At 66.7% G+C, this 20419-nt stretch carries 8 protein-coding genes and 1 pseudogene; all 9 read right to left on the bottom strand.

The window, feature by feature from the left end; all coding sequences use genetic code 11:
* Window positions 1-30 precede the first annotated feature (30 nt).
* The 9 genes and pseudogenes from N7L95_RS26455 to N7L95_RS26415 all read right to left on the bottom strand — a co-directional run bounded on the left by N7L95_RS26455 (window position 31) and on the right by N7L95_RS26415 (window position 20053).
* Entirely contained in the window at window positions 31-237 is a 207-nt protein-coding gene (locus tag N7L95_RS26455) for a hypothetical protein (protein ID WP_301260619.1), read from the bottom strand.
* Between the two features lie 860 nt (window positions 238-1097).
* Window positions 1098-1319: a hypothetical protein gene (locus N7L95_RS26450; RefSeq protein WP_301260618.1), complete on the bottom strand. Its 222-nt coding sequence runs from the start codon at window positions 1317-1319 to the stop codon at window positions 1098-1100.
* Window positions 1320-1340: 21 nt separating this feature from the next.
* Window positions 1341-1532 carry a hypothetical protein gene (locus tag N7L95_RS26445; RefSeq protein ID WP_301260617.1) on the bottom strand — a complete coding sequence of 64 codons (192 nt, stop codon included), beginning with the start codon at window positions 1530-1532 and terminating at the stop codon, window positions 1341-1343.
* Between the two features lie 87 nt (window positions 1533-1619).
* A pseudogene (locus tag N7L95_RS26440) lies at window positions 1620-2478 on the bottom strand (IS5 family transposase).
* A 56-nt stretch (window positions 2479-2534) separates the two neighbouring features.
* On the bottom strand, window positions 2535-2882 hold the full coding sequence (locus tag N7L95_RS26435) for a hypothetical protein (protein ID WP_301260616.1): 348 nt from the start codon (window positions 2880-2882) through the stop codon (window positions 2535-2537).
* A 297-nt stretch (window positions 2883-3179) separates the two neighbouring features.
* Window positions 3180-3602, bottom strand: coding sequence for a hypothetical protein (locus tag N7L95_RS26430; RefSeq protein ID WP_301260615.1), 423 nt, complete (start codon window positions 3600-3602; stop codon window positions 3180-3182).
* Window positions 3603-3626: 24 nt separating this feature from the next.
* Window positions 3627-4085 (bottom strand): hypothetical protein, encoded by a 459-nt coding sequence (locus N7L95_RS26425; protein ID WP_301260614.1) that lies wholly within the window; start codon window positions 4083-4085, stop codon window positions 3627-3629.
* 240 nt (window positions 4086-4325) lie between these two features.
* Window positions 4326-4739, bottom strand: a complete 414-nt coding sequence (locus N7L95_RS26420; protein ID WP_301260613.1) for a hypothetical protein — start codon at window positions 4737-4739, stop codon at window positions 4326-4328.
* A complete protein-coding gene (locus N7L95_RS26415) occupies window positions 4736-20053 on the bottom strand; it encodes a LysM peptidoglycan-binding domain-containing protein (protein ID WP_301260612.1) in 15318 nt (5105 codons plus the stop codon). The genes N7L95_RS26420 and N7L95_RS26415 overlap by 4 nt, the downstream gene beginning before the upstream one ends.
* Window positions 20054-20419: the final 366 nt, after the last annotated feature.

The raw sequence follows: 20419 nt of genomic DNA, 5'->3' as shown, positions 1-20419 counted from the left end.
TGTTCATGGGCTGGTGCCCGGGAACGCGCCTCATCGCACCGTGAGTTGCAGCCGGTCCTCGCTGCAGCCGCGCCAAGCGAGCGGCAGGCGCAGGTCCACACGAGCCAGCGTCGCACGCGAGGCCAGCAGCTCGCGATCCGCGGCGCTGTAGCGCTGCCAGCGCTCGGCCGCCGCCTTGGCGATGCGCGCGGCGTGGTTCTGCGTGCCGTCGAAGACCACGAACAGGCCGGCCAGCATGCGGCAGCTCGGGGCGCACCTTACGGCCGACGTGCTCGACCAGCACGGCGATGCGCATCAGCTCCTGCGCGGACACTTCGGCGCGGACTCGGATTCGGCGGGCCACAGGCGGTCGCCGCGCACGAGCACGGCATCGGGCAGCTTGCCGTAGCGCTTGAGTCGGCGCATCTGAGGTGACCGTGCTGGGCCACGGTGCGCAGCACGTGCGGGCGGTTGGCCATCGCGCGCTCGCACGATGTCGGCTGCTTCGGGGGCGGTGCCGGCGGACGCAGCGGCCCGCTCGGCACGTCGTTGGTCACTCGCATAGGTCTTCACCTCGCATCGGTCGATGCCAGGTGTAGCGATGACGCGTCTTGCGCCGCGTCTGTCGCCCGCAGAGGCTCGCAGCAGACGCTGCCAGCCTCTACGGGCCCCGACGGTCGAACGTGTGCTCTTCGGCGGCTGGGGCCGCACGCACACTCGCGCTGCTGGACGCATCGCGTCGTCCGTCAGGGACGCCGCTGCCTGCACGCCACACCGCCTTCGTCAGCGGGTCGCGCAGGAAGCCACCCCGCGCCATGAGCAGCGTTCTCCGTGGCCGTCGCTCGCTTCGAGGCTGGACGCCTCGTCATCGCCCGGCGTGGCTTCCTGCGCTGCGCTTCGTCAGCGGCGGGCTTGGGTCGCTGTTCGCTCCCTGCCCCCCAACCTCATGCGTCCGCGTGGGCGCGGACCCGGCGCTTGGACCGCGCCTGCACGGGGTCGGCCCCCGCGAGCGCTGCATCGACCCGCTGGGGCGGGCGCTCCTTCACGGCAGCGGCTCATGAACAGCCGCCGACCCCCTCCGCCCTTCGCACGCGAAGGGAACGAGTCGCCCTCTGCCGTCAGCGGTGCCAGCGCTGCAGCGCGATGACGAGTTCGAGGTGCCGCAGCTCGTGCTCGCCCAGGCGGCACGCCGCGGTATGGACGGCCGCGGTCAGCTTTGCCAGCGTGCGCGCCGGCTCGGTGCTCAGTTCAGGCGATGGCGCGCCATCGTTGGTCAGCAGGCGCACCGAGGTGGCGTCGGCGGTGTAGAGGTACCAGGAGGGCAAGGGGCGTGGATGCATGCCCCTTGTAGCGAACGCTCTTCAGGCCTTGTCCTGGAAGCGCTTATAGAAGCCTCTGTCTTCCCAGTCGTCTTCGAAGGCGGCCATGATGCCTGTCATCAATGCAGCCATCTTCGGCGCATAGAAGGCGCGGTTCTCTTCCTCCGCGAACCGAAGCACTTCCGGCCATCGCAGCACATGCATACTGTAGGCAATGGCAGCACTTGGAAGCAAGCGCTCCTGCTTCTCTCGGCCGAAGCGATACCTACCCATCAAGTCAATGAGACTGCGACAACTCTGCACGATGCCCAGGATGAGCCTCTAGGGTGTGTTTGACAAGACGGCTCGCAAGTACCGTCGGATCATGGCCAGCTTGACGCCACCGAGATAGTGCAAGGCCAGCTTCTCGAAGCGGGTAGCAACGGCACGTGCTTCCTTCAACCAGCCGATGCAGCGCTCAATGACGTTACGGCGGCGATATTGCTGAAGGTCGAAGTCAGGAGGTCGGCCCCGGCGACGCTGTTGCTGATCACTCCGTTCAGGGATGACCGCTCGTATGTGTCGCTGCCGCAGCCATTGCCTAATACGCCGCTGGCTGTAGGCCTTGTCGCCAGCTACGCGCTCGGGCCTTTGCCGCACTGTGCCGCTGGGCCGACAGACGCGCACGGAGTCGAGCACTGACTCAGCGTACAGCGATTCATGGGCCTGCCCAGGGCTGAGCTTCACGGCCAGCGGTATCCCGGCGCCGTCACTCACCACATGAAGCTTGGTACCCCAGCCGCCGCGGCTACGCCCCAGTGCATGGTCCGCTGGTTCGCGCGCCGGGCGACTTTTTTGGGGCGCCAGCCGCCGCTTTGTGCGCGCGCACGTTGGAGCCGTCTACACATCACAGCCACCACTGGATGCGGCCCGCCGCGTCCAGTTCGCTCTGCAGCGCCTGCAGCATCCGGTCCCACTATCCACAACGGCACCACCGCCGCGAGCGCGAATACACCGTCTGCCACGGGCCGTAACGCTCGGGCAGATCGCGCCACCCAATACCGGTGTTCAGCCGGAACAGCATGGCATTGAGCATCCTGCGATGCTCCCCGTACGGTCGCCCCGCCGTCTTGCGCGGTGGCAACAGCGGCTCCAGCACCGCCCACTCAGCATCTGACAGTTCATGACGATGATGTGCCATCCGTTCCTCCGATCCTCACCTATGCCCGTTCACCCTAGGCGGGATCGGCTCGCCTATCAAACACACCCTAGGAAGCTGAGCACCTCCTCATACAGCGGCTCAAGCGCATCCTCGCCAAGCGTTGGTAGTGCCGCCAAGGCCACCTTGTTGCACAGCAAGTCGAAGTCAGTCAACACTGAGCCGCTCATCACTGCTTCACCATTTTCCGAACTTGAAGTCGTAGACCTGTTCACATACGCCCCCTCTGGGACCTTGAAGCCGTAATCGCTAAACGCCTTCACCGCGGCAGCTTCCGCAGAGGCCCCTTGAGGCAGATAGTGCCCTGAGGCGTTTTTAATGTATTTGACCTCTCCCCACAGAACCTTGCCTTCACCCGCAGCAAGAACATTTTGGCCGCGAGCCAAGTCTACCTGTCCGTATGAGAAGTCAGCGGGCCTCGGTGCAAGCACGAGCGAACCATCCTCTTTGACCACCTAGAGAATGTTTTTCGGCATTCTCAGCGCCTGCTAGGGTGTGAGTGAAGGAACCGGCCGCAGCTCGATTGCATCCTCCGAGAAGCGATTCGCGAAGGTGGCATTTGACCGAGGTGCGAGCTCATTCACGCCAGATGCTCGATTGCTCAGCAGCTCCATCCGCCAACATGTCATCGGCGATTGACGCGGTGCGAGTTGCCGGCGCACCTAGCGATGGCCGTGGCTGCATCACCGCCGCGGGCCCACCGAAGCCGAGGAACGCTCCTGCAAGTTCTGCAGTAGCTCAAGCCTCGACATGACTGCAACGTCCGTATCGCTCGTCAAATCTGCACGAGCCAAATTTTGTCCTGCACGCCATGCGTTGTTCGTCGCGTTGTACAAGCCAGTGACTGGCGCCTCCACCGCCACCAGCGGCGCGACGCCCATGCCCAGGAGCAAGTTCGCGCCCTGGTCAAGAAGGCTGGCATTGGGATCGGTCATCCCCTGCACCGCCATGCGATAGCGGCTCTCGAAGAACCCCTCCAGCGGTGCGTAGAGGTTTTCAACCGGAAGCAACGACACCGAGCCCCCAGCACCCAGCGGCCTCGTTTCGATAGCCCGACGGTCGGGCACCGGGTAGCTCCATACCCCGTTGCCCTGGTCGAAGCCCATCAGGCCAGTCTCTTCGTTGAGCTGCTACAGCGGCTTGAACGTCAATGGGCGTGGCCTCCCCGTCAACCCAGGCCCAGCCGGCATATCCCCACCAGTAGGAACCATGTCGCCATCGAAGCCAGCCTCGCGCATGCGGTACGCCATCACCTCCGCATTGGTTGCCGACTCCCTCAGACCCGGACCACCGCGCTGCAGAGCCTGCTGTGTCATGCGGTCGTAGTCGGCGTTGTCGCTCTCGATGTCTGAGCCGTTGCGGTAGTCCGCCGAAGACCGCTGCCCTTCGCCTTGAGTCGGCTGCATTGCATCAGCCAAGCTGCTCCCCAGCGCATTGCCAATTAGGTGCCACGTCTCTCGCCCCCATGGTGTCGGTCGGTTTGATTCCGCCATGCACAGCAATTTCCAAGCTCGGTGCGGAACGGGCTTATTGAACCCAAGACCCATTGACGTCAACACCTTGAGGCTCGCCTCGAACAGTGTAGACATTGCCGTCGCCTTGCATCTCCGCAAATTCACGGGCAGCAGTTGGAGATTTGGACGTCGGCACGTAAATGCTGGGCTCGTTTTCCAGCGCGCGTACTTGAACACATCTTGATTCGTACCCCGCGGCTGCAGGCCCTGCTCAAGAATTACCTCTGGACTACGCCCATCTCCACGGAATATGAATTTCCCTCGTTCAACTGCGTTTGCAGAAGAAGGCGTTCTATTAATTTCTACATTGCCAAATTAGCGGCTCAGGACAGAAACTCTGCCTAGAAGGTCATCAACTTCCGAAGGCTTTTTATCCAAGAAGTCGACTTTCAGTTGGCCTTCAAGATCTTCCTGAATCTTCTTGAAGCTCGAATAAGGGCCGACCAACTCTAGGGAAGAACGTCCGAAATTTATCAAATGAAGCTGACTGGGCGCGAGTTTTTGGAATCCACTTTCCTCAAGAGCGCCCCAAGTCGCCCGAAGAGCGGCAATGGCAGAGCTTGCCTCCGCAGGCTGAGTCGGCAATTCGATCATAATGACGCCCCAACGCGGCTGGCCCACCATGATCGTTTCGCCGGCATTCAGCGCATCGTGGGAAACGCCACACGATTGACAGATGCCGGCCAGGTCCCCAATAGGGGCACCACAAATTTCGCACAATCGGCTCATGGATTCGGCCTCATATAGTAAGTCCGTTGGAGATTGTATGCCGCCCTAGCTTGGTCGAGCGTCATAGCCCCGCCCCCCAGTTGCGGGTCGTAGAAATAGTACTTTCCACTAGGCAGCACTTGACCATATAGAACGTGACCGCCATCCTCGGTTTTAGCGTAGACGGCATAGTTTCCTACTGGTGCGTTTGGCGCTCCTATTGGTGTCCTGACGGCGGTCGTGCCCGTTGCTCTTTCAATGTAAGCGACCGATTGCGCCTCGGAAAATTGCATTTCCCTGCCGGTCGGCCCGAATCGCAACTCAATCATGTCTGCGGTGACCAAGTCTGCAGGCCCGTTGCGCATCAGCTTGTTTGTGATATTCGCTGAGACACAAGCCGTGCAGTTGTAGCGGCCATTGCTTGGGTTAACCAAATTTGGCCGCCCTAAGCCACCGGCGGCCCCGATCACCTCGTCTAGCACAGTGTCGCGAGGGAGGCCTGGCGCTTTCGAAGCCATCTCAGACGCGGCGTCCACTGAGCGTGACGCGGGCATGAAACCACCTGGAGCCGCTGCTCCAGAACCACCAAACAAGCCGACCTCGGCCAAGCCGACGCCCAACACCGTGGCCTCATATGGATTAGCGAGTACCGCACCAAGGGGCCCCAGCGCTGCCACCTCCGTAACGACGCCCCGCAAACCAACGTACAAGCCACGGCCCAACACAGCCGCCTCCCCAGCCGCGCCGTAGGTCAGCAGCGGCCCTGCCGCGGCTGCCACTGCGCCGCCGGCCGCCAAGGTCAAGCTGGTCGAACGCAAGCTCGTCAGTTGGGCTTTCTGCACCGGCGACAAATCGCGCCGCAGGTAGGTCGTGTGGCTGCGGAACAAGCCATTCACCATGTCCGGCGCTTCGGTCGCACCCTGCGCCGCCGGCAGGATCGAGGGGATCGGCTGGCTCAGCTCGTCAAAGGACGCTCCCGGCTGGAACACACCGCCTGCGCCGGACATCGGCCCGTCCACCACCGTCATGCTCGCCCGCTGTGCCGCGGCGGCCTGCCCCGCCTGCCGCTGTGCAAAGTACTTCGCCCCTGCCGCGCCCAGCCGCTGCACGTCTGCGCCAACGTCCACGTTGGCCAACGTCGCCTCGTCCGGAATCCGCAGCGTCATGCCGGTCGGCAAGTGATGCCTGGACGCGAGTCCGTTGAACTGGGCCACGCGATCCAGCGTATCGGCGTTGCTCGTCCCCACCAGGCGAGACAGCACCTGCCCCTTGGCAACCGTCACGGTGCGGGTACCGTCGGCCTGCCCCGCCTGTACGGCCATGCCACCGCTGGCAAAGCCATCGACCTGGAGGGCCTGCATCCCGGCCCGGCGCCGCAGTACATCCGCCGCCCAGTCGTCCCCACCGGTGTACATGTTGATGCCCGAGCCGTCATCCCCGGTGCCCAGTGCGATCGATCCGCCACCTGCACCCAGCACCGCGCCCAGCCCACCGAAACCATACTTGGCATGGCGATCGAGGTCGGACTGGATGACGCCGTCCACCATGGTGTCGCCCACGGCACTGCCAAAGCTCTGCGCCGCAATGGCGACGAAGTTCGGCCGGTAGCCCTGCACGAGTGCCTGCACGCTGCCGCCGGCCAGTCCGCTCGCGGTATGACGCAACACACCGCCCACCAGGTCGTTGCGCACCGACAGCTGCGCCTCCGCCAGGGACATGCCCGCTCCCCGCGCCGCCTCCACCTGCGCATTGCCGATGAACTTGTTTACCCCATGGCTCACCGCGCCACCCACCGCCGATGCGGCCACGCTGCGCCAGTCGAACTTCTGCTGCAGCCCGGTCGCCACGGCAATGCCCTGCGTCGCGGCATTGCCGATGGCTGCCCGCGCCACGGCGCCGCCCACGCCCTTGCCCAGCGACGCGCCCAGTGACGAGGACGGCCCGATGGCAGCGCCCACTCCGGCGCCGATGGCGCCTAGCGCCACGCCGGACCAGGAGAACTCGTCCACCACCCCCAGCGCCATGCCAACGCCCTGACTGACGATGGAGCCCACCGCACCGCCGACCACCGCGGCCGTCATGCCGCCGGTTGCTCCGGTCAGCGCCGCCGTGCCGGCGCTGAACAAGGTCCCCAGACCGCTCGTGCCGGCTGCAGCGAGCTGCGGCGCCAGCGCTCCGGCGGTCATGATCGTTGCCACCACGGCCACCACCAGCACCACGACAATGGCCAGCACCCCGCAGCCCCCGCCCGGCGGTCGTGGCGCCGGCGGCAGCGTGGGATGCACGTTGCCCATCGCCTCGGCCGGGTCGTAGACGCGGAAGGTCCCGCTGTTGTTGTGGATGTTGGTGACCTTGGGCGGAATGATCAGCCGCTGTCCTTCCACCAGCTTCTCGGTGCCCGTCAGGCCGTTGGCATCGGCGATGAGGTACCACATCGCCCGGTCGCCCCACAGGGCCGCCGCCACCGACGGCAGGTCGTCGCCGTCGCGCACGGTGTAGCTCGACGGCGCACTGGACGGATAGTCGGGACCGATCGGCTCGTAGTTCTGGTCGAAGTCCGCCGATGCGATCGGCCGCCACGACTTGTAGTCGGGCTTGGCCTTGCCGCGGTTGGCGAGCGCCTGCGCATAGTCGACCCGGGTCGGTCCATCGTTGCCGACATCGCCCACGCGCTGGCCGTTGACGTAGTAGTAGCGGTGCACCTGGTTCACCCGCCCGTCGTCCACCACCTCGTCGCGCACCAGGATCAGCCCCTGGGCATCGCTGATGTAGCGGAACCGGCGGTTGGCCTTCACGTCGATGGCCATCTTGATGTGGCCGTTGACGTCGTACTCGAGGTTCGAGAAGCCCTTGCCCCAGGCCGCGTTGTTGCCCTTCAGCGAGGGGTTGTAGGCCTGGTTCGTGATGGCGAACTGCTTGGCAGTGTCCCAGTACTCATAGGCGTAGTAGGTGTTGGTGGTGGTTGGCTTGCTCGCCTTGTCCTTGTGCACGGTCCGGGCCAGTGCACCATGGCCGTCCGCCGTGGCAGCAGCCGCGTCTTCCTTGTTGTCCAGGTAGTAGAAGTAGTCCGTGCGCCCCTGGTTGTCCTCCTGCCAGCGGATACGGTGGTCAAGGGAGTAATCGGTCTTGCGCTCGTAGGTCACCGCCCCTTGTTCGTTCAGCTCGGTGTACTTCAGCACCCGGCCCAGCAGGTCCACGTTGCGGCGCGACCGGTGCTTGGCGTTGAGGTAGGTGTCCTCCAGGTAGCCGTCAGCGGTGTAGGTGTAGCGCTCGTGCGTGCCATCCTCGCCGTTGATGACCTCCTGCCGCCGGCTCGCGGCGTCGTACCACACCGACACGCCGGTGGTGCCGCGCTCGATCACGCCGGACTTGTCGGTCAGCGACGTGCCCCGCTTGCCGGCCAGCCGGCCCATCGTCAGGGTGAACCGGTTCAGCTCGTCATAGGTGTACCAGTAGTCCTGCTCGCGCCGGCTGCCGTCCACGCCGTCGTGGTAGTAGCTGTAGACACGCCGGCGGTTGCCCACGGCGTCGTACTCGTACTGGATGGTCGCCCTCGGGTCCTGCACCGTCTGGATGCGGTTCTGCTCGTCATACGTGATCCGTGCGTACTGGTGATGGTCGCGCACGCCGCCCAGCAGGTTCTTCGGATCCTTCAGCGAGACATACGCCTCCAGCGTGCGGTTGCCCGCCTTGTCGTACTCGTAGGAGGTGTAGGCGCCGGTCGAGCGATCCCAGATGCTCTTGATGTAGCCGTTGGCGTAGTGGTCGTAGACGATGTCCTGCTTGGACGAGCCACTCTGCGCGGTGAGCCGGCCGGCCGCGTTGTAGGTATAGGTGAAGGTGTTCCCGCCCAGGTCCTTCTTCCAGCTCAGCCGGCCGAACAGGTCGGTGTGCTCCACCAGCTCGCGGCCCATCGCATCGACGGTGCTCTGCTTCCATCCGCCCACCTGGATGCCGCCGGCACCGGCAATGGAGGCGAGGTAGGTGTAGGTGTACTTCACCTCGGCGCCGGCGAAGCTGCGGGTCTTCGTCACGCGCCCCAGGCTGTCGTACCAGGTCTTCTCGACGTCGCCATAGGCGCCGGTGTGCGTGATGCGTTGTCCGGCCTCGTCGTAGGTGTAGCGGTCGCGGGTGCGCGCCGGGCTGCTTCCGGTGTTGCCCGGCGTCTGGGCCGCCCGCTCCGGATGCCGCACCTCGACCAGGCGCCCCATGGCGTCATAGTCGTACTCGGTGCGGGCGCTGCGGTCGTCGGCGCCCTTGGCCAGCTCGTTGTAGCTGTAGCGCTTGTCGCCGAAGATGTCGAAGCTGTGCCGCCGCACGCCCTTGGCATGCGCCTCGAGCGCAATCTGGGCCCCGTTGCCGCCGGGCAGCCAGCCTTGGCGCACGGTGTTGCCCTCCGCATCCTTCACCGCCACCAGCCTGCCGGCCAGGTCGTAGACGTTCTCGGTGGTGGGCCGCCGGTCGCGCTCGATGAAGCCGTTCGCATGTGTGATGGCCGTCAGCGGCGCCTGCTGGCGCACCATGGAACCGGCGGTGTTGTAGGCAAAGTCCGTGCGGTTGCCTCGGCCATCCTCCTCGAAGCTGACCTCGCCGAAGGCGTTGTAGCCGATCTTGCGGCGGACTTGATCCTTCTCCGGGTCCTTGGGCCCCAGGATCACCCACTCCAGGCGCGAGGAACTGCCGCCGGTGGGCCGCAGCGTGAAGATGGCCTCGTTGCGCCCCAGGGGCTTGCCGGTGCCGTCAAAGGTGTCGTAGATGTACTCGTACACCACTTCACCGCTGGCCGGCGGCTCCAAGCCGGTGAGGACGACCTTGAACGCCCCACCCTCCAGCACTGCCGCCAGGGGCTTGTAGTCCTCGTCGCTGTCCCGGCGTCGATAGGCCACCTGCACGGACTTGACGCCCGCCTGCGGCGGCGTCAGCCGCAGCTGCATCGGCTGCACCTCGGTGTGGGCCTCCTGCACCTTGGGGTCGGGCCCCAGCAGGAGCTTGGCGTTCGTCACGCTACTGACCAACCCACCCGGGCCGTAGCTCGTGATGACCACGTCGAACAGCTTGCTGGTACGCACATCCGGCAGCAGGCGGGTGCCGTCCCACAGGTAGTTGCCATCGCCCTTGTTCAGCAGCAAGGACGCGGGCACCGACAGGAGCGGTCCGGAGGTGTTGGCCTCGCGGTACTTCACCTCGACAGACTGCGTCGACTCGGGCATGCCGAGCCGGACCATGCCCGGGCGCGACTCGAACGGCAGGAACTCGCCGATCCAGGGGCTGCCGTTGGCGTTGCGGCCGAACTCCACCCAGGCCCGGTTGACCTCCACACCGTCGCGCCGGGTCTGGATGTCCAGTTCGTACTCGCCCACAGGCAGCAAGTCCCAGCCCATCTCGAACCAGCCCGGCGTGCCGCGGCCGCCGATGGCTGCCAGCCGCGGTCCACGCGCGGCGTCGTTGAGCACCAGCCACTCTCCGTTGCCCTGCTTCGGGCGGTAGCGCACGGTGATTTCGTTGGCATTGCCCTGGTCGAGGATATGCAGCCAGCCGTTGTTGTGCAGCAGGCCGCGGCCTGGCAGGCCGCTGACGACGCTGTGGCCGTTCTGTGAGAAGCCGGGCGCTGCCGGATTGCTCAGGTCGAGCTTGCCTGATTGCTTGTTGAGCACCTCGCCATTGGCGCCCAGCGCAACATACTCGAACTCGAACTTGCCCTGGCCGAAAACGGCGGGGTCTTGCACGAAGCGGCTGTCCATGGCATTGCCGGCGCCGTTCTGCTGCTTGGGCACCCACACCCAGTTGTAGGGCCCGGTGGACCCCTCGGGCCGGTAGAACAAGACCAGCCGATCGGCCAACGGCGACTGCCCGTTGATGATCAACCGCGACGGGATCGTTGACGAGCCGCCGTTGGGGTCGGCACCCCAGATCTCGTGGGCCTCGTTGTCGATCATCAGCATGAGCGGCAAGGACAGCTGCGTCAACACCAGGCGGCCCTGGGCCGTGTTCTTGTAGACCGTGTAGCCGATATGGCCGGTCACTCTGTCGTCATAGCCCAGGAACAGGCGGTCAAACTTCACCGCGCCGCCCGCCTTCGACACCGACCTGGTGTGAGGGGGAGCGTCAGGATTGCCGTTGGGATACCGCCAGTCCCTGATCGGCATGTCGAGCATCACATACACGTCCTCGTCGCCCCAGGCGCTGGTGTCCGGCACCGTGACGTCGATGGACACGTAGGCCGGCGATGGAAGGTCGTATGCGTCCTCCCAGGTGGGGGACTGCCACACCGACACCGTCCCCGCCCTGCTGGCCTCGACATATCCAGCGGTCGCCGGGTTGGTGGTCCGGCCCGTGCCATCCGAGCCCACGCGCAGGTCGATGTGCGAAGTCTCGGACACGAAGACCGACTGCCCCGCTGTGTTCGGCCGGATGGACGCGCTGGCCTTCTTGGCATCCATCGCGGCCTCCACCGTGTCGGTGGCCCGGTTCAGCGCATTGAAGACGGTGTAGGTCTCGGCGGTATCGTCGCGGTCGATCACCTGGGCCATCTGCGACCACCGGATCTCGGCCAGGCTGGCACCGGAGACGCTGGTCAGCGTCGCGTTGCCAGCCGCATCGTGCAGGTGCAGCTTGACGACGCCATCGCCCGCATTGGTCTTCCAGACCCGGCCCGCACGGTCGTATTCGGCCACTTCCTGCCAGCTGCCATTGGCTCCGCCGCCGTTGGTGCGCCGGCCGCTCACCTCGCCGAAGCCGTTGTAGCGGGTTTCCATGACGCGTCCGCTGGCATGGTCGGTCTGGCGCACCTCGCGGTTCAGCGCGTCGTGCACGTAGTAGACGACGTCGTCTACCCGTTGCCCGTCCGCATTGCGCCGGCCGATCAAGGCCTTGCGGGTGACGTTGCCGGCCGCGTCGTGGCGGTACTCGGTGCGCGCGCCGCTCGCATCCGTCTGGCTCGTCATCCAGCCGTGGCTGTTGTAGTCGTAGTAGGTGATGCGGTCGTCCGCCCGGTCGGCCTTGGCACGGCGGAATTCCCGCCGCAGCTGGCCCAGCCCGTCGTACTCACGGTCCGTGGTGGGCCGCACCTTCTCACCCTCGAAGTCGGTGAACTCCGGGCGGATCTCCGACACCTGCCGGCCCAGCGTGTCGAAGCGCCATTCCGTCACCAGCTTGGTGGCGTCGGTCTTGAGCTTCACATTGCCGAGCGCGTCGTACTCATACGCCGTGACCGCATCCTCGGTCGACGGCGTCAGCACCCCGTTGGCGTCCACCTTGCCCGCCTGCACCGCCTTGCGGGTTTCGCTCTTGATGCGGTTGAGCTTGTCGTAGGCATAGGCGGTCACGCGGTCGTCGGCGCTGGGCACCAGGTAGCGCGCGTCCTTCAACTGCTGCAAGGTGGTGGCGTCGGTGACGGCAAGGCCGCGCACCGGGTTGGCATACCGGGTTTCCTTGCCGACGTTGCCCTGCCCGTCGTAGTCCCACACGATCAGGTGCAGGCCAGCGTCCAGCTGGGCCTGCTTGCGTCCGGCGCGGTCATAGTAGAAGCGGGTGGCATTGCCATTGCCGTCGACCTGCTTCACGACGTTGCCCGCGCCGTCATACACCGTGGATGTCGCGATGGAGCCACTGCGATGCTCGTAGCGCGGCGGCTTGGCATTGATCAGGTAGGAGCCAAAGCGCATCCCGTCGATGCGGGTGCCGGTCTGCCGGCCGACCCTGTCGTAGAGGTAGACCACCTCCCGGTCGTAGCGGTCGGCCGCGTCGGTCTTGTCGGCGATGACATACACCATGGCGGTGCCCGCCGCCGGCGGGTCCATGAGCACCTTGGGCGACACCGCCGCCCCGAGCTTGGCGCTGCCCGCTTCCTGCACCACGTTCGAGAAGATCTTCTGCGAGATGCGGTTGCCGGCACGATCGTAGGTCCAGGTGGTGTAGACGCCGGCCGCGTCCACACGTCCCACCTGGCGTCCGAGCGGGTCGTAGTAGTAGAGGGAGCGCCCGCCGCGCGCGTCCAGCGTCTCGACCACGTTGCCCATCGCGTCATAGGCAGTGCTGAGGGTGGGCTCGACATCGCTCTCCTGCCGTGCAGCACCGTCATAGACACGGGTCTTCTGGCCGATCTGCTTCACCTGCCGGTCCAGCCTGTCGTACTGGAACTCGGTCACCCTTTCCTCTTGCAGCCCGGTGGCCTCGGTCTTGTACCGCAGGTTGCCGCGCGTGTCGTAGACGTGGGTGGTCACCACGTCCACCATCACCGGCTTGCCATCGCTGCCCACCACCGGCCGGCCGTTGGCGCCGAGCTTGGCGGTCTTCTCGGGCGAGGTCTCGGTCTTCACCCGGCCATCCCGGTAATGGGTGTAGACGAAGACGCCGCCGGCCTTGTTGGTGTAGCGCCACTTGTCGCCCAGCCGGTCGTACTCGGTCTTCTCGGTCTTGCCCTCGCCATCGGTGATGCTGGTCTGGCGGTTCAGCTTGTCGTGGCCGATGCGGGTCACCTGGTCGAGCTCGGGCCGCCGGACCAGGTGCACCCCTTCGGTCGGTGTCTTGTCCAGGATCTCGGGCGGGTTGGTCTCGCTCAGCTTGTGCTGGGTCGCATCGCCAGCGACGGACACGCGATGGAAGTAGCGGATGATGCGGTCGACGGTGCCGAAGGCGGTGTAGAACGTCTCCACCACCCCGCCGTCCGGGTTCACGTGCAGCCGGCCCTCGTTACGGCGGTTGAAGTAGAAGTAGCCCACGTTGCCGCGCGGATCGGTGATCTTCACCGCATTGCCGAAAGCGTCGTAGAGGGTGCTGGTCGATGCGCCCTCGGCATCGGTCGCCTTGGTCACGCGACCCAGCGCGTCGAAAACCTGCGTCGTCGTGTACAGCGACCACAGCTTGGCTTTGTCGGTGGACGAGAGCTTGGTGTATGACGCCGTGCCATAACCCAGCTGCTCCCGCATCTTGACCGCCCAGTCGCTGTCGCTCTCCGCCAGCTCGATTCCCAGTGGGCCGATGATGCGCTCGCGGTTGCCCATCTTGTCGAGCGCGTAGCGCGTCACCTGTGTCTCGCCGTTCGCGCCGAAGCGGGTTTCCTTGCCGAGGCGGCCCGCCATGTCGTAGCTGTAGGAGGTGCGCCGCTGGGCGGCCGTGCCGGCTGCTTCCTTCAACTCCTTCAGGCGCCCCACCTCGTCGTAGCTGCGCACGGTCAGCACGTCCTCGGCGTTGCGCACCTCGGCCAGCCGGCCGGCATCGTCGTAGGTGTTGACGACACGTGCATCGCGCTCGACCGCCCCAGCAGCCGAGCGGAACAGCCAGCTCTTGCTGGTGGCCTTGGGCGTGCCGCCATCTGCCAGCACCTCCGGGGTCTGGCCTTCGGCGAACGCACCCTGCAGCCGGTTGGCATAGCGGGTCGTCGCCTTCACCCGCCCCATCGCATCGTATTCGTTCTGCGTGACGGCGTTCTCGGCATCGATGAAGAACAGCTGTCGGTTGCCGCGGTCGTAGACGCTGCGCTCGACGCGGTCCTTCTCGTCGTTGGCGACCACGTTCACGGTGGTCAGGCCATCGACGACGCTGCTCCCCGTCATGGCATTGAAGTAGCGGCGGGTCTCCAGCACGTTGCCGTTGCCGTCGAAGCGGCGCCGAGTCACGCCGCCGGCGGCGTCGACGTTGAACACGGGCCGGTTGGCTGCATCGTAGAAGGTCTGCGTGACCTGGTCGTCAGCGTCCTGCTCCAGGTAGGCACCCGACGGTATTGGATCTCCCTTGGCCAGCAACGCCGGCGCCGCGAAGCTCACGGACCAGGCGGGCACGCCTGCCGGCGGCGTCACAGGCGCCATGCTGCCCTGCAGCGGCTTGGCATGGCGCGTTTGCTTCACGACGTTGTTGCTGCCGTCGTATTCGCGCCGGGTAACGAAACCCATCGCGTCGATGCTGTGGGTCAGGCGGCCGTCACGGTCGTACACGCGCCGCTCCACCTGGTTGTCCTCATGCCCGGCATAGCCGGCGCTGGCCGCAGCCAGCGCGGTGGTCAGGTCAGCTTCGCTGGCACCCAGGCTCAGCGTGGTCAGTTCCGCGGCGCGCACCCGGACGGCGTAGGCGGTGGTGCGACTCACGCGACCGTCAGCGTCGTACTCGGTCCGCCGCACGGCGCCAGTAGGGTCGACCGTCCACGTCAGGCGGTCCTCGGCATCGTAGACATAGCGGGTCACGAAGCCACGCGCGTCCTTCTTGGCGGTGACGTTGTCGCTGGCGTCATAGGTGTAGACGGTGCGGATGTCGAGGCTGCCGGGGGCCACCACTTCCTCGATGCGGCGGCCCAGGGCGTCGTACACGTACTCCGTCACCTGCGGTTGGGCCGAGCCCGCGCCTTCGGTGACTCGCAGCACGCGGCCGGCCAGGTTCAGCTCGTACTCGGTGCGCAGTGCCAGCCCCTGCGGGTTGTCGGGGGGCGCGTCCGTCACCCAGTCCGGCCCGCACTTGGGGTCCACCACCACCGCCTTCACCCGGCCCTCGGGGTCGTACTCGGTCTGCGTCCACACGCCGTTGGCGTCACGCATCCAAGCCGCCTGCCCACGGCTGTCATAGCGGTAGGCGGTGGTCAGCTTGAGGGTGTTGGGATCGACCACCCGGGTCAGCACGCGCCCGGCGGCATCGTAGGTGTGACGGGTGACGGTGCCGCGCCCGTCGCTGGTCTCGAAGACACGGCCGGCGGCGTCGTAGCTGGTGGTGCTGCGGGTCACCATGGCGCCGGTGGCCTGCACCTCGATGCGGGTGGCCAGCAAGCGGCCATCGCGGTCGTAGTCGTATTCGGTGCGGCTGCGCCCATCGCTCACGCTGATGCGTTCGCCCCATGCGTTGTACTGGGTGACCTGCTTGATGCCTTCGGGCGTCTGCAGCGTCATGCTGCGGGTGGCCGGGTCGTAGGTGTAGGTGGTCGTGCGCTGCTGCGCGTCCGTCTGCGTCAGCACGCGGGAGAAGGCGTCGTAGGTGATGCTGCGCGCCGCGCCGAGCGCGTCTGTGCTGCCGACCTGGCGGCCCAGGCGGTCATAGCGCCGCTTGGCGACACCGCTGCGGGCGTCGGTCGTTTCGATCACCCGGCCGAAGGCGTCATAGACCGTCTTGGTCTCCCGCTGAAGCGGGCCCAGCTCGTCCTGGGTCTGCCGCTCCAGCAGCCCGCGCCGGTTGTACCGGTAGCTCGTGCTCAGCTGCTGCGGTGCACTCCCATCGCGCAGGTGCTCGGTGCGACGCTCCACCTCCCCGAAGGCGGTGTACGTCTGGCTTCCGAGCAGGCGGCCGCGGCCGTCATACCACTCGCTCAGCCGGCCTTGCCGGTCGTAGACGCGCCGGGCGGTGTCCACACCGCCTGCCAGGCCAGCCACTGCGGCGGCGATGGCGGACTGGCGCCCGCCGGCGCCGATCGCCGTCGGCGCCAGGCGGGCACCGTACCAGGTCTCGCGCAACTGCTGGCCAAAGGCGTCGTAGCTGTAGCGGGTGACTTCGCCCTCGGCGTTGATGGTGTGGGTCAGCCGGCTCTCGCCGTCGTAGTAGTACACCGTCTTGTCGCCTGTCCCAGCCGTGTTCGGCGTGACGGTGGCGATGCGCCGGCCGGCCTGGTCGTAGCTGTGGAAGGTGGCCCACTTCTGCCACACCGCCTCGATCTGTGCCTCGGTGGCTGCGGCGCCGAGTGCTGCCAGCGCCTTGTGGCCTTCGCCGCCCAGTTCGGCGATGAGGCGGCCTTGCTTGTCGTAGCGGCTGCCAGTGACACGCGCATCGGTGAAGCCCGCGCCCCGCGTGGTCTGCAGCAGGCGGCCCAAGCTGTCGTAGCTGAACTCGGTGACCAGGGCCGCCGGCTCGGTGCGCTCGCGTTGCGCCTCGCGCACCAGGCGGCCATCCTGGCCGTACTCATAGCTCGTGATGCGGTCCTGGACATGTTCGGCGACCGTCGGAGCGGCCGCGGGATGCGCCACGCCATAGGCAGCCAGCCGTGCATGGCGGATCTCGCCGACCTTGCGGCCAGCGCCGTCGTACTGGAAGGTGGTGAGGTAGCCCTGGTGCACCGCGGCCGTCTTGGCATAGCTTTGTGCATCGAAGCGGCTCGCCAGCTGGCCCTTGGCATCGTAGAAGTACGCCACCAGCGTGTCGTTGACGTGGTCGGCCGCGGGCCGGAGCTGCTCCAGCGTGCCGCCAGCCTGCAGTTCGTTCGCGGTCGGCTTCGCGTAGCGGCGCGTGCGCAGCAGGCGGCCGGCCGCGTCGTAGCTGTGCTCGGTCAAGTAGCCGTCGCCGTCCAGCGTGCCCAGCAGCAGGCCGGCGTCGCTGTAGAACTGGCGGGTTCGGCGGTCGGACATGCCGTCTTCGACGGACAGCGATTGCCACTGCGCAAGCGGCAGGTCGAGGAGGCCGCCTGTCGCGGCGTCGACCAGCGAGCCAAACCGGTCTGCGTTCAAGCGGCCGCCGAAGGCCACCGTCTCGACCAGGCGGCCGGCGCCATCGTAGCGATGGTCCACCACGGTCGCCCCGTTGCCGTCGGCTTGCAATGTGCGCGCCAACCGGCCGGCCCGGTCGTAGAGCTGGAAGCTCATGCGGTCGAGCTGGGAGGCGCGCGGACGCAGGTTCACCGGGCTGGCGAGGGTCTTGCCCGCCGGCACTTCGGCGAAGTGCGGCCGAGTGAGGAACAGGTAGGAATCCGCCTGACCGGTGGCGGTGGGCGCCTTGCGCACCACCACGCTTGCCGCCGTCGCGCCGGCCGGCGCGGTGACGAAGCCCCACAGGCGCTTGTAGCCGGCCAGCTGCGGGCCGCCGTTCTTTTCTGCGTTGTTGACGGCCACCCCGCCGCTGGGCACCAAGGCCGCTCCGATCCGGTTGCCAGAGACGTCGTAGAACACGACTTCCAACGACACCGTCGCCCGATGCGCGCCGGTGTAGGCTGACACCTCATAGTTCTTGCCGGCCGCGACGCTCAGGCGGGGCGACGTGAGGTGCGCGGCGACACTGGCGGTGCCGACCTGCTTCATCCACAAAGTGGTTTCGCCGGCCAGAGTCCATTGCGAGCTCAGATCCTCGCCGAAGCTGAAGCCAGTGGCCGGGCCATCGTTGCCTGGACTCCAGCTGCTCAGGCGGGGATCGAGTTGCTCAGCCAGCAGCGACACGCCGGTGGGATCCGCCTTCAGCACCTCGAGCAGGGCCGGCGACAGCGGTGTCGCATACCGCTTGGTGCCGGTCAGCCGGTGGTTGCGGTCGTAGAAGTACTCAGTGAGCGCGCCCTCGCCGTCCACCTCGCCCACCTTGCGGCTGGCCCGGTCGTACAAGGTGTAGCGGCTCACGCCGGTCGGGTCGGTGGCCTTCACCAGCCGGCCCAGCTTGTCGTATTCGTAGGTGGTGGCACCCAGCGAGGGCGTGGCCTGGCTCGGGTCCTGCTGCTCCAGCTTCAGCAACCGTCCCGATTCGTCGAACAGGCTCAGCTGCACCAGCCCGTTGGCCAGCGTCACCCGCGTCTGCCTGAGCCGGTCGTTGTAGACGGTCAGCGTGCTCTGACCGGCCGCATCCGTCTGCTTGACCAGCCGGTTGAGCCCGTCGTACTGGTAGGTGGTGACATAGCGCTGCTTGAGCGCCTGCTTCTGCCCGGCCGTCAAGGCCTCGGCCTGCAGCGGGGCCTGCTTGTCGTCCACCAGGCCCAGCGCCTTGCGCTGCTGCAGCGCCCAGTCGGTGTTGCGGGTGGCCAGTTCGTCGCCGCGCGCCTCGATGCTCTGCAGCAGCAGGCCCGACGGGTCGTAGACGTAGTGCGTCACGCTCTGCGTGCCGTCCAGCACGCCGGCACCGCTGGCATCCAGCTGGCCGTAGGTGGTGGTCGTGCTCAGCTGCCCGCGGAAGTCGTAGCTGTAGTCGGTGCGCTGGCTGCCGGCCTTGGCCACACTGGCCGCCCAGGCCTGCAGCGCCGCCAAGTCGCTGGCGGACGCGGTGTACACGCCGCCGCCGTGCTGCAGGGTGCTGGTGCGCTGGCCCTGGCTGTCGTAGCGGTGCTCCACCACCCGCCCGTCGGCACTCACCACGAAGCGCAGCTGCAGCTGGGCGTCGTAGGCGTAGCGCGTGCTCATCGGCTCGGTGGGCAGCTGCGGGCCCGCGCCGTCCGGGTCGCCCTGGCGGTAGCGGGTTTCCTTCAGCAGCTCGTTGCGGCTGCCGTACTGCCGCTCCACCACGTGGCCCAGGGCGTCGCGCTCGTAGTGGCGGTTGCCGTTGGCGTCGTAGCCGTAGGTGGTGACGTTGCCTTGCCCGTCCACCAGCTCCCGCGCCTGCCCGTCCGCGGTGTAGCGGTACTCGCGGCTCAGCTGGGTGGTGCCCACCGCCGGCGTCTTCACGCTCAGCAGCCGCCCGCTGGCAGGGTCGTAGCTCAGGTCGGTGCGCTGGCTCAGCGCGTCGGTGATGCGGGTGATGCCGGGGGTCGCGTAGTCGAAGCTGGTGCTCAGCACCTGGCCACCCACCGTCTCCTTGATCGTCTTGACCCGGCCGCTGTCGTCGTAGTCGAAGTCCAGCTTGCTGCCATCGCTCTGCACCAGCGTGTCCAGCCGCCGCGAGGTGGCGTCCACATAGGTGTAGGTGGTGACATAGGTTTGGCCGTCGGCCACCGTGCCGTCGGCCGGCGTCAGGTCCACGGTGACGGTGCTCAACCGGTTGGCGCTGTCATAGCCGTAGCGCACCCGGGTCTGCGTGCCGTCGGCCTTGACGGTGCGCAGCTGGGTGATGTTGGCCGTCTTGCCCGCCGCGCTGTCGTAGTCGATGAACAGCGTCTCGCCGCTGGCGGTCTTCACCGAAGTCAGCAGCGCGCCGCTGTAGCCCAGCGTCAGGCTCTTGCCGTCGACCTCGGTGACGCTCTTGAGCCGCGCCTCGCGGGTGGTGGCGTTGGTGACCTCGTAGACCTCGCGCCGCTGGCTGTCGCCATCGGTGTAGGTCCAGGCGCTGCCGCTCCACGCCAGCGTGTCGAAGGCGCCGGTGCCGTCCTTGTTCACATAGAGGTTGCGCGCCGCGTCCCAGCGGTACAGCGCCTCGCTGCCGTCCTCGGCCATGCGGCGCACCGTGTTGTCGGTGGCGTTGTAGCCGGTGATGCGCCGGCTCAGCCCCAGCCGCCATTGGTCGTTGTTGTCGCCGTCGGCCCCGCCCAGGCTGTTGTAGGTCCGCAGCAGCGCCACATCGGGGCCGGCGCCCATCAGCCACTCGTCCTGCTGCTGCACCACCAAGTTGCCGGTGCCCGCATTCACGTACACCCGCTCGCCCGAGCGCCCCTGCCCTGCCTGCCCCAGCTGCCCTCCCGCCCCCAGCTGGCCCAGCGACGAAGTCATCCAACCCAGGCCCTGGCCTGCAACGATTGCCGTCATCTTCTTGTTCCCTTGTGGGCCGCACCCTGGCGATGACCAGCGGCGGCTGTCTTGTAAAGGTGGCGGGGCCCACCCGATTGCTGACGGCCTGGCCACACCTCGACGCTCTTTGGCGTCGGCTATCCCACATGGATATCCAGCGTTTGGCGCCGCGGTTTAGCGCCAACCCTCTCGAAATTGAAACCGTAAGCAACACGACCACCCCCTCGCGCACGCCGGGACAGCATTGACATTGGTCAATCACCGTGTTCGTTTTGTTACCCAAAGCGGCTAAGCGGCACCGTCCCTGGGGCCAGCGCGCCCGGTGCATCGATCGGTCTTGGGATCGCCTGGGCTCGGCGGAATGACGTGCCGGCATGAGCCGGG

Source organism: Eleftheria terrae, from assembly GCF_030419005.1.
GTDB classification, from domain to species: Bacteria; Pseudomonadota; Gammaproteobacteria; order Burkholderiales; family Burkholderiaceae_C; genus Caldimonas; species Caldimonas terrae.
This window is presented reverse-complemented; position numbering and strand designations above follow the sequence as displayed.